Genomic DNA, 7932 nt, shown 5'->3' on the forward strand with positions numbered 1-7932 from the left:
GCCCCGCCAGGGCGTTCGTTAAACCGAACGACCCTGAGAGTATGTCCGCCCCAGCCGCGCTGTCAACGCGCGGATGAGACCGGCGTCACGGCGTCTCGACCAGGTGCGGCGGTTCCGCGGGCGCGGCGTGAAGCCGCTGGTCAGAGCGGTACTGCAGGAGCAGCACGGAGCGGACGGGCCCGTCCAGGGCGGTGTAGGTGTGCGGCAGCCGCGCATCGAAGCTCACGTAGTCGCCCGGCCCGAGCTCCACGTCCCGGTCGTCCACCCGAACGCCGAGCCGCCCCGCCTGCACGATGGTGTGCTCGGTCCCGACATGGCCCAGCGAGTCCTGCCGGGAGTCGGCCCTGACCTGCTGGTCGTACACCTCGAAGATCGCTCCGCCGGACTCGATGCCGCGCAGCGGCCGCAGGTCGACGCCCTCGCCGCGCAGCACCTCGACGTCGGCGCCGCGCACCACGGTCAGCCCCGACGGCTGCTGGTGGTCCAGCAGGTCGGAGATCGGCACCTCCAGGGCGCGCGACAGGCTGAACACCGTCTCGATGGTGGGGTTGCCGGCGCCCGCCTCCAGCTGGGAGAGCGTCGCCTTGCCGATCTTCGACCGGCGCGACAGCTCCGACAGCGACAGCCCGAGCTCCAGCCGCGCGCGGCGCAGGTTGCCCGCCAGCACGTCCCGCACCGAATCGCCCGGACCGCCCACGTGCCCGCCCCCTTCGCCCGCGGGACGCCGATCGCCCGCTTCCCTTGCGTTCGCTTTAACGAACACGTAGTTTACCGACGGCGCCGCGTGGCCGGGCGGATCGGCCCGCTGCGGCGCGCGCGGCCTACGACAGCGCGACGCGCCGGCCCGCCCCGGCGGCGCGGGCGCGGTCCACGATGACGGCGGCGGCCGCGGCGTCCTGCACGCCCAGGCCGACGCTGTTGTAGAAGACCACGTCGCCGGCCGCCTCCCGGCCGGGCGCGAGGCCGGCGACGATCGGCCCGAGGGCCCGGATCCGGTGCTCGCCGAGCCGGCCGTCGCGCAGGGCCGCCACGATCGGGCCGGCCTGCCGCACGGCGGTGGCCACGTCGTCGACCACGACGGCCGCCGCGCGGGCGAGGAGCGCGCCGTCGACCTCGCTCCGGTCCGGCGCGAACGAGCCGACGCTCAGCACCGTGCAGCCCGGTTCGAGCCACTCGCCGAGGACGACCGGCTCCGTACTCGTCGTCGCGGTGACGACGATGTCCGCGCCGGCGACGGCGGCGCGGACGTCCCCGGTCCCCTCGACCGGCAGGCCCAGTTCCTCGGCCAGCTCGGCGGCGGCGCCGCACGTCCCCGCGTTGCGGCAGGCTACGGTCACCCGCTCGACCGGGCGCACGAGCGGCATCGCCCGCGCGTGCGCGCGGCCCTGCACGCCGCAGCCGACCACGGCGAGCCGGGACGCGCCCGGGGCCGCGAGGTGGTCGGCGGCCACCGCGCTCGCCGCGGCCGTCCGGGGCGTCGTGACCGCCTCGCCCTCGATGATCGCGACGGGCCGCCCGTCCACCGGGTCCTGCACGGTCACCAGCGCCGCGACGGTCGGCAGGCCGCGCGCGGCGTTGCCCGGCGTGACGCTGCCGAACTTCGCGACCGCCCCGGCCCCGGGGAGCCGCGACACGTAGCTGAACGCGACCGCGCCGTCCGGCCCGTCCAGCAGCACCCGCGGCGCGAGCCTCGCCTCACCCGTGCCGAGCGCCGCGAACGCGGCCCGCTGCGACTCGATCGCGGCCGGCAGGTCGAACACCGCGCGCACGTCGGCGGCGGACAGCAGCAGGACGTCGGCCATGCGCCGATCCTCGCGAGCCGCGCCCCGCGCTGTCGAGGCCGGAAGGGCAAGCGGTGCTTACCGATCACGACATGAGATCGCATGCTTCGTCGTCTCGACGGCCGTCCGTCGACGGATCACGCTTTTGCCAACCCGCCTGACGAGCGAGGGAGCACCGATGACGTCCACGACACCACGGCGCCGCGGAGCGCGGTCGCACGGGCTCGCGGCGGCCGGCGCCGGGCTGCTGCTGGTCCCGCTCGCCGCCGGCTGCGGGTCGGGCGGATCCGGCGGATCCGGCGACATCAAGATCGGCGTGCCCGCGCCGCTGAGCGGCGACTCGGCCTCCGCCGGCCAGGACATCCTCGCCGCCGCGAGGGTCGCCGCCGACGAGGTCAACAAGGCCGGCGGGGTGAAGGGCAAGAAGATCAAGATCGTCCAGGCGGACGACCAGTGCAGCGCGCAGCAGGGCGCGCAGGCCGCGCAGAAGCTGCTCAACAGCGGCGTGGTCGCGGTCGCCGGCGGCTACTGCTCGGGCGCGGCCGTGCCCGCGATCCCGATCTACGGGCGGCGGAGCGTGCCGTTCGTCATGGACGCCTCCACCAACCCGTCGCTCACCGACGGCGGCAAGGGCAAGGTGTTCCGGACCTGCGGGCGCGACGACAACCAGGGCCTGGTCGCGGCGAAGTTCATGACCGGTCCGCTCGGCGCGAGACGGATCGCGCTGCTGCACGACAACACCACCTACGCCAAGGGCCTCGCGGACGCGGCGGCCTCCTCGGTGAGGCAGGCCGGCGGGCAGGTCGTCTACGAGGACGCGCTGCAGCCCGGCCAGTCCGACTACAGCCCGGTCCTGACGAAGATCGCCTCGACGAGGCCGGACGTCCTGTACTTCACCGGCTACTACGCCGAGGCGGGGCTGCTGATGAAGCAGCGCAGGCAGCTCGGCCTGAAGTTCACGCTGATGGGCGGGGACGCCACGACCGACGCGACCGTCCTGAAGACGGCCGGCTCCGCGGCGGACGGCTACATCGCCACCACCGCGCCGCTCGCCAAGGACCTGCCCGCCGCGGCCGGGTTCGTGTCCGCCTACAAGGCGAAGAACGGCGCCGACCCGGGGCCGTTCTCCGTCTACGAGTACGACGCGGTGAAGGTCCTCGCGGAGGTCATCGGGCAGACCGGGACGAAGGGCGCCGACATCATCAAGGGCCTGCACGGCGTCAGGGACTTCCCCGGCATCACCGGCCCCATCACCTTCGACGCGAAGGGCGACCGGACCGACCCGCTCTACATCACCGTCCACGTGCAGAGCGGCGCGTTCACCGCCTACAAGAAGCTCGACAAGAGCGGCGCCTGGGTGGACGCCAAGACGTCATGAGCGCGGCGGCATGAGCGAGTTCGTCCAGTACCTGGTGAACGGCCTGACCATCGGGGCGTTCCTGGCGCTGATCGCGCTCGGCTACTCGATGATCTACGGCGTGGTGCGGCTGATCAACTTCGCGCACGGCGACGTGTTCATGATCGGGGCGTTCGCCGGGTACGGGGTCCTCACCACGCTCGGCGTGACCGGCGGGACGGCCTGGCCCGCGATGCTCGCGGCGGTGGTGGCGGGCGCGCTCGCCACCGGCCTCGTCGGTACCGGGATCGCCCGCGCCGCCTACGTCCCGCTGCTGTCCTCGCCCCGGCTGGCGCTGCTGATCGCCGCGATCGGGGTGTCGCTGGCGCTGGAGGAGGGCGTGAAGGACCTGACGCACGCCCGGTTCAAGTCGTACCCGGGAGTGCTGGACGGCGGCCGGATCTTCAGCGGGACCGTCCGCGTCACCTACGGCCAGCTCGCGCTCGTGCTGCTGTCGGTGGCGCTGATGGCGGGGCTGTGGCTGTTCGTCACCCGGACCGTCACCGGCACCGCGATGCGGGCGCTGGCGATGGACCGGGACGCCGCCCGGCTGCAGGGCATCGACGTCGAGCGGCTCGTCCTCGTCACGTTCTTCGTCGGGTCCCTGCTCGCGGGCGCCGCAGGCGTCATGTACGGGCTGTACTACGTGCAGATCAGCTTCGGGATGGGGTTCCTGATCGGGCTGCGCGCGTTCACCGCCGCGGTGCTCGGCGGCATCGGGAACCTGCCGGGGACGATGGTCGCGGGCGTATGCATCGGGCTCGTCCAGTCGTTCGCCGCCGGGTACGTCTCGTCCCGCTGGACCGATGTGATCATCTTCGGGCTGCTGATCGCGGTGCTGGCGCTGCGGCCGACCGGGCTGTTCGGCGAGCGCGTCGTGGAGCGCGCATGAGGGCCCGGGACCCGCTGCGCCGGGACCTGGCCCTCCGGTACGGGGGCTGGCCGCTGCTGGTCGTGCTCGCGCTGGCAGGCGGGCAGGTGATGGACGACTACCAGGTCACCGTCGCCGGGACGATCCTGATCTACGCGATCCTCGGGCTCGGCATCAACATCGTCGTCGGCTACGCCGGGCTGCTGGACCTCGGCTTCGCGGCGTTCTTCGCGATCGGCGCGTACACGTCCGGGCTGCTGATGGTGAAGCTGGGCTGGAACTTCTGGCTGACGCTGCCGGCCGCGGTGCTCGCCGCGGCCGCCGCCGGGGTCGTGATCGGGTACCCGACGCTGCGGCTGCGCAGCGACTACCTCGCGATCGTCACCCTCGGCTTCGGCGAGATCATCCGGATCACGGTGGTGAACCTGGACGTCACCGGCGGCCCGAACGGGCTGACCGGGATCCCCCCGGTCTCGGTCGCGGGACGCCAGATCGTCACGCCCGCCGGCTTCTTCTACCTGGCGCTCGCGTTCTTCGTCGTCGTGCTGGTCCTGACGGGACTGCTGGCGCGGTCGCGGCTGGCGTACGCGTGGCGGGCGGTCCGGTCGGACGACACCGCCGCCGAGGCGGTCGGCGTCCCGTCCCGGCGGGTGAAACTGCTCGCCTACGTCCTCGGCGCCGCCGTCGGCGCGGTCGCCGGCCCGCTGAACGCGGCGCAGCTCGGCACGGTCGACCCGTCCAGCTTCACGTTCCTGACCTCGCTGATGATCCTGCTGGTGGTGATCATCGGCGGGATGGGCAGCCGGCCCGGGGTGATGGTCGGCGCAATCGTCATCGTCGCGCTGCCCGAGGCGCTGCGGACCGTGCAGGAGTACCGGGGGCTGTTCTTCGCGTTGCTGCTCATCGTCATCGTGATCCTGCGGCCGCAGGGCGTGTGGCCCGCCCGGCCGCGCCGGTTCCGGCTGCCCGCGCGGGCGCCGGCCGAGGCGCGGCCCGCCCCGGCCGGGCCGGGCGCGCTGCTGGCGGTGGACGGCCTGTCCCGGGAGTTCGGCGGCGTGACGGCCGTCGAGGATCTGCGGCTGCGCGCCGCCGCCGGGCAGGTGGTGAGCGTGATCGGCCCGAACGGGGCGGGCAAGACCACCGCGTTCAACTGCATCACCGGGCTGATCCCGCCGTCGTCGGGGACCGTCGTGCTCGCCGGGCGGCGGGTGCGGGGGCTGCCTCCGCACCGGGTCGCCGCCGCCGGGCTGGCCCGCACGTTCCAGAGCATCCGGCTGTTCGACGAGATGACCGTCGCCGAGAACGTGCTGATCGGCCGGTTCGCCCGCGACCGGGCGCTGCTGCGGCCGCCGCGCCGCGCCGACCTGGACGCGGTCCGCCGCTGCCTGGACTTCGTCGGCCTGGCCGGCGCGGCGGACCGGCCCGCCGGGGGGCTCCCCTACGGCGACCGGCGCCGGCTGGAGATCGCGCGGGCGCTCGCCGCCGAGCCGCGGGCGCTGCTGCTGGACGAGCCCGCCGCGGGCGCCAACCCGACCGAGAAGCGCGCGCTGATGGAGCTGATCGCGCGGATCAGCGGGCTCGGCACGGCCGTCGTGCTGATCGAGCACGACGTCGCGCTGGTCATGTCGATCTCCGATCGGGTGACCGTGCTGGAGCACGGCCGGGCGATCGCGGAGGGCCCGCCCGGCGAGATCCGGGCGGACCCGCGGGTGATCGCGGCGTACCTCGGCGTGCCCGACGACCCGGAGACCGACCTCGTCACGGAGGTGCTGGGGTGACCCTTTTGCGGGTGACGGACCTGCACAGCCGCCACGGGCAGGTCGAGGCGCTGGCCGGGATCTCCTTCGAGGTCGCCGAGGGCGAGATCGTCGCGCTGCTCGGCAGCAACGGCGCGGGCAAGACGACCGCGCTGCGCACCCTCACCGGGCTGCACCGGGCCCGGTCGGGGCGTGTCGAGTTCGACGGCCGCGACATCACCCGGCTCGGCGCGCACCGGATCGTCGCCGCCGGGCTCGGGCACGTCCCGGAGGGCCGCCGGGTGTTCCCGGCCCTGACGGTGGCGGAGAACCTGCTGCTCGGCGGCTACCTGCGGCGCCGCGACCGCGCCGCGGTGAGCGCCCGCCGCGAGGAGGTCTACGCCATGTTCCCGCGGCTCGGGGAGCGGCGCGGGCAGCTCGCCGGGCTGCTGTCCGGCGGCGAGCAGCAGATGCTCGCCATCGGCCGCGCGCTGATGCTGCGGCCCCGGCTGCTCGCCCTCGACGAGCCGACGATGGGGCTGGCGCCGCGGACGGCGCAGCAGGTGCTGCGGGTCGTCCGCGACATCCGGGACCAGGGCGCGACCGTCCTCATCGTCGAGCAGAACGCGCACCAGACGCTCCGCCTCGCCGACCGCGCCTACGTGCTGGAGACGGGCCGCGTCGTGCTGGACGGCCCGGCCGCGGACCTCGCCCGCGACGACCGCGTCAAGGCCGCCTACCTCGGCGGCGACCCGGTGATCGAGACCGGCTGATCAGCGCCGCACCCCGCTACTGAAACCGATTTCTGTTCCTGGGTGCGGCCGCGCGCTCCCCGCCGCCCGGACGACCCGAAATCAGCAGGTCGGACAACATTCCGGCAGATCACCTCTTGACATCGCCGACGCTCCTGCTGCAATCATTCTCTGACAACGGTTTCAGTGATCTGGGCAACAGACGGGAGTCGACGTGGCGACCATCCACGACGTGGCGGCGCGGGCCGGGGTCTCCCCCGCCACCGTCTCGCGGTTCCTGCGGGGACAGCGGGTCAGGTCGGCGGAGGCCATCCGGGCCGCCGTGGATGAGCTGGGCTTCGCGCCGAACATCGCGGCCCAGTCGCTGAAGTCGGGGCGCACCCGCACCATCGGGGTCGTCGTCCCCGACATCACCAACCCGTACTTCGCCGCGGTCGTGAAGGGCATGGAGTCCGTCAGCCGCGACCGCGGCTACCGGCTGCTGCTCGCCAACAGCGACGAGAGCGGCGCCCGCGAGGCCGACCTGCTCGCCGACATGGCCCGCCAGGTGGACGGCATCATCCTCGCCCCGGCCACCGAGCACGAGCAGACCCCGGTGCAGCTGCGCGACAGCGGGCTCCCCGTCGTGTTCATCGACCGGGACCTCGCCGACGGGGAGAGCTTCGACGCCGTCCTCGTCGACAACCGCGCGGGCGGCCGGCAGGCCGCCGAGCACCTCCTCGGGCTCGGCCACACCCGCATCGCGATGATCAGCGGCGGCCAGGAGTCCACGCCGGGCCGGTACCGGCGGGACGGTTTCCTCGAGGCCGTGTCCGCCGCCGGCGTCGAGATCCCGCCGGAGCTCGACCTCATCGGCGACTTCCGCGAGGAGCGCGCGTACCAGCTCACCCTGTCGCTGCTGTCGCTCGCCGAGCCGCCGACCGCGATCTTCACCGCGAACAACCTCACCACGCTGGGCGCGCTGAAGGCGCTGCACGACATGCGGGTGGACGTCCCCGGGCAGATCAGCCTGATCGGCTTCGACGACCTGGACACCGGGCCGCTGCTGCGGCCCCCGCTGACCGTCGTCGACCGCCCGATGACCGAGCAGGGCGTCCTCGCCATGCGGCTGCTGCTGCACCGCTTCGACGACAGCCAGACCCGCGACCTCCCCCGCCGCATCGTCATGGACATAAAGATCATCGAGCGGGCCTCGACCGCCCCGCCTCGCACCCCCGGGAAGGCAGGCACGACGCGATGACCGCGACCGAGTTGCACGGATTCCTGCATGGGCTTCCCGGCGTCGACCAGGTCGGCGCGGAGGAGCGTGCGGCCCGGCTGGCCACCCGGTCGATCAAGACGTCGGCGAAGGCCGAGGCGATCGATCTGGCGATCTCGATGGTGGATTTGACCACGT

The 7932-nt window shown here is 73.7% G+C and carries 7 protein-coding genes and 1 pseudogene; 6 read left to right on the forward strand and 2 right to left on the reverse strand.

Annotated features, from left to right (window positions below):
- Positions 1–85: 85 nt before the first annotated feature.
- Positions 86–697 carry a helix-turn-helix domain-containing protein gene (locus tag J4557_RS32015; RefSeq protein WP_307800326.1) on the reverse strand — a complete coding sequence of 204 codons (612 nt, stop codon included), beginning with the start codon at positions 695–697 and terminating at the stop codon, positions 86–88.
- A 124-nt stretch (positions 698–821) separates the two neighbouring features.
- Positions 822–1802: an ornithine cyclodeaminase family protein gene (locus J4557_RS32020; RefSeq protein ID WP_208270495.1), complete on the reverse strand. Its 981-nt coding sequence runs from the start codon at positions 1800–1802 to the stop codon at positions 822–824.
- Between the two features lie 157 nt (positions 1803–1959).
- Between J4557_RS32020 and J4557_RS32025 the strand changes: the two genes are divergently transcribed.
- The 6 genes and pseudogenes from J4557_RS32025 to J4557_RS49990 all read left to right on the forward strand — a co-directional run.
- A complete protein-coding gene (locus J4557_RS32025) occupies positions 1960–3159 on the forward strand; it encodes a branched-chain amino acid ABC transporter substrate-binding protein (protein ID WP_208270496.1) in 1200 nt (399 codons plus the stop codon).
- Positions 3160–3169: 10 nt separating this feature from the next.
- Positions 3170–4069: a branched-chain amino acid ABC transporter permease gene (locus tag J4557_RS32030; protein ID WP_208270497.1), complete on the forward strand. Its 900-nt coding sequence runs from the start codon at positions 3170–3172 to the stop codon at positions 4067–4069.
- The gene (locus J4557_RS51150; protein WP_279576241.1) at positions 4066–5826 is read left to right on the forward strand and encodes a branched-chain amino acid ABC transporter ATP-binding protein/permease; all 1761 of its coding nucleotides are present in this window, start codon (positions 4066–4068) and stop codon (positions 5824–5826) included. The genes J4557_RS32030 and J4557_RS51150 overlap by 4 nt, the downstream gene beginning before the upstream one ends.
- A complete protein-coding gene (locus J4557_RS32040) occupies positions 5823–6557 on the forward strand; it encodes an ABC transporter ATP-binding protein (protein WP_208270498.1) in 735 nt (244 codons plus the stop codon). The genes J4557_RS51150 and J4557_RS32040 overlap by 4 nt, the downstream gene beginning before the upstream one ends.
- Before the next feature lie 193 nt (positions 6558–6750).
- Positions 6751–7776 carry a LacI family DNA-binding transcriptional regulator gene (locus J4557_RS32045; protein WP_208270499.1) on the forward strand — a complete coding sequence of 342 codons (1026 nt, stop codon included), beginning with the start codon at positions 6751–6753 and terminating at the stop codon, positions 7774–7776.
- Positions 7773–7932 (forward strand): annotated as a pseudogene (locus J4557_RS49990) (deoxyribose-phosphate aldolase); the annotation flags it as partial. The gene J4557_RS32045 and the pseudogene J4557_RS49990, both read left to right, overlap by 4 nt.

This window comes from Actinomadura nitritigenes (assembly GCF_017573545.1).
GTDB classification, from domain to species: domain Bacteria; phylum Actinomycetota; class Actinomycetes; order Streptosporangiales; family Streptosporangiaceae; genus Spirillospora; species Spirillospora nitritigenes.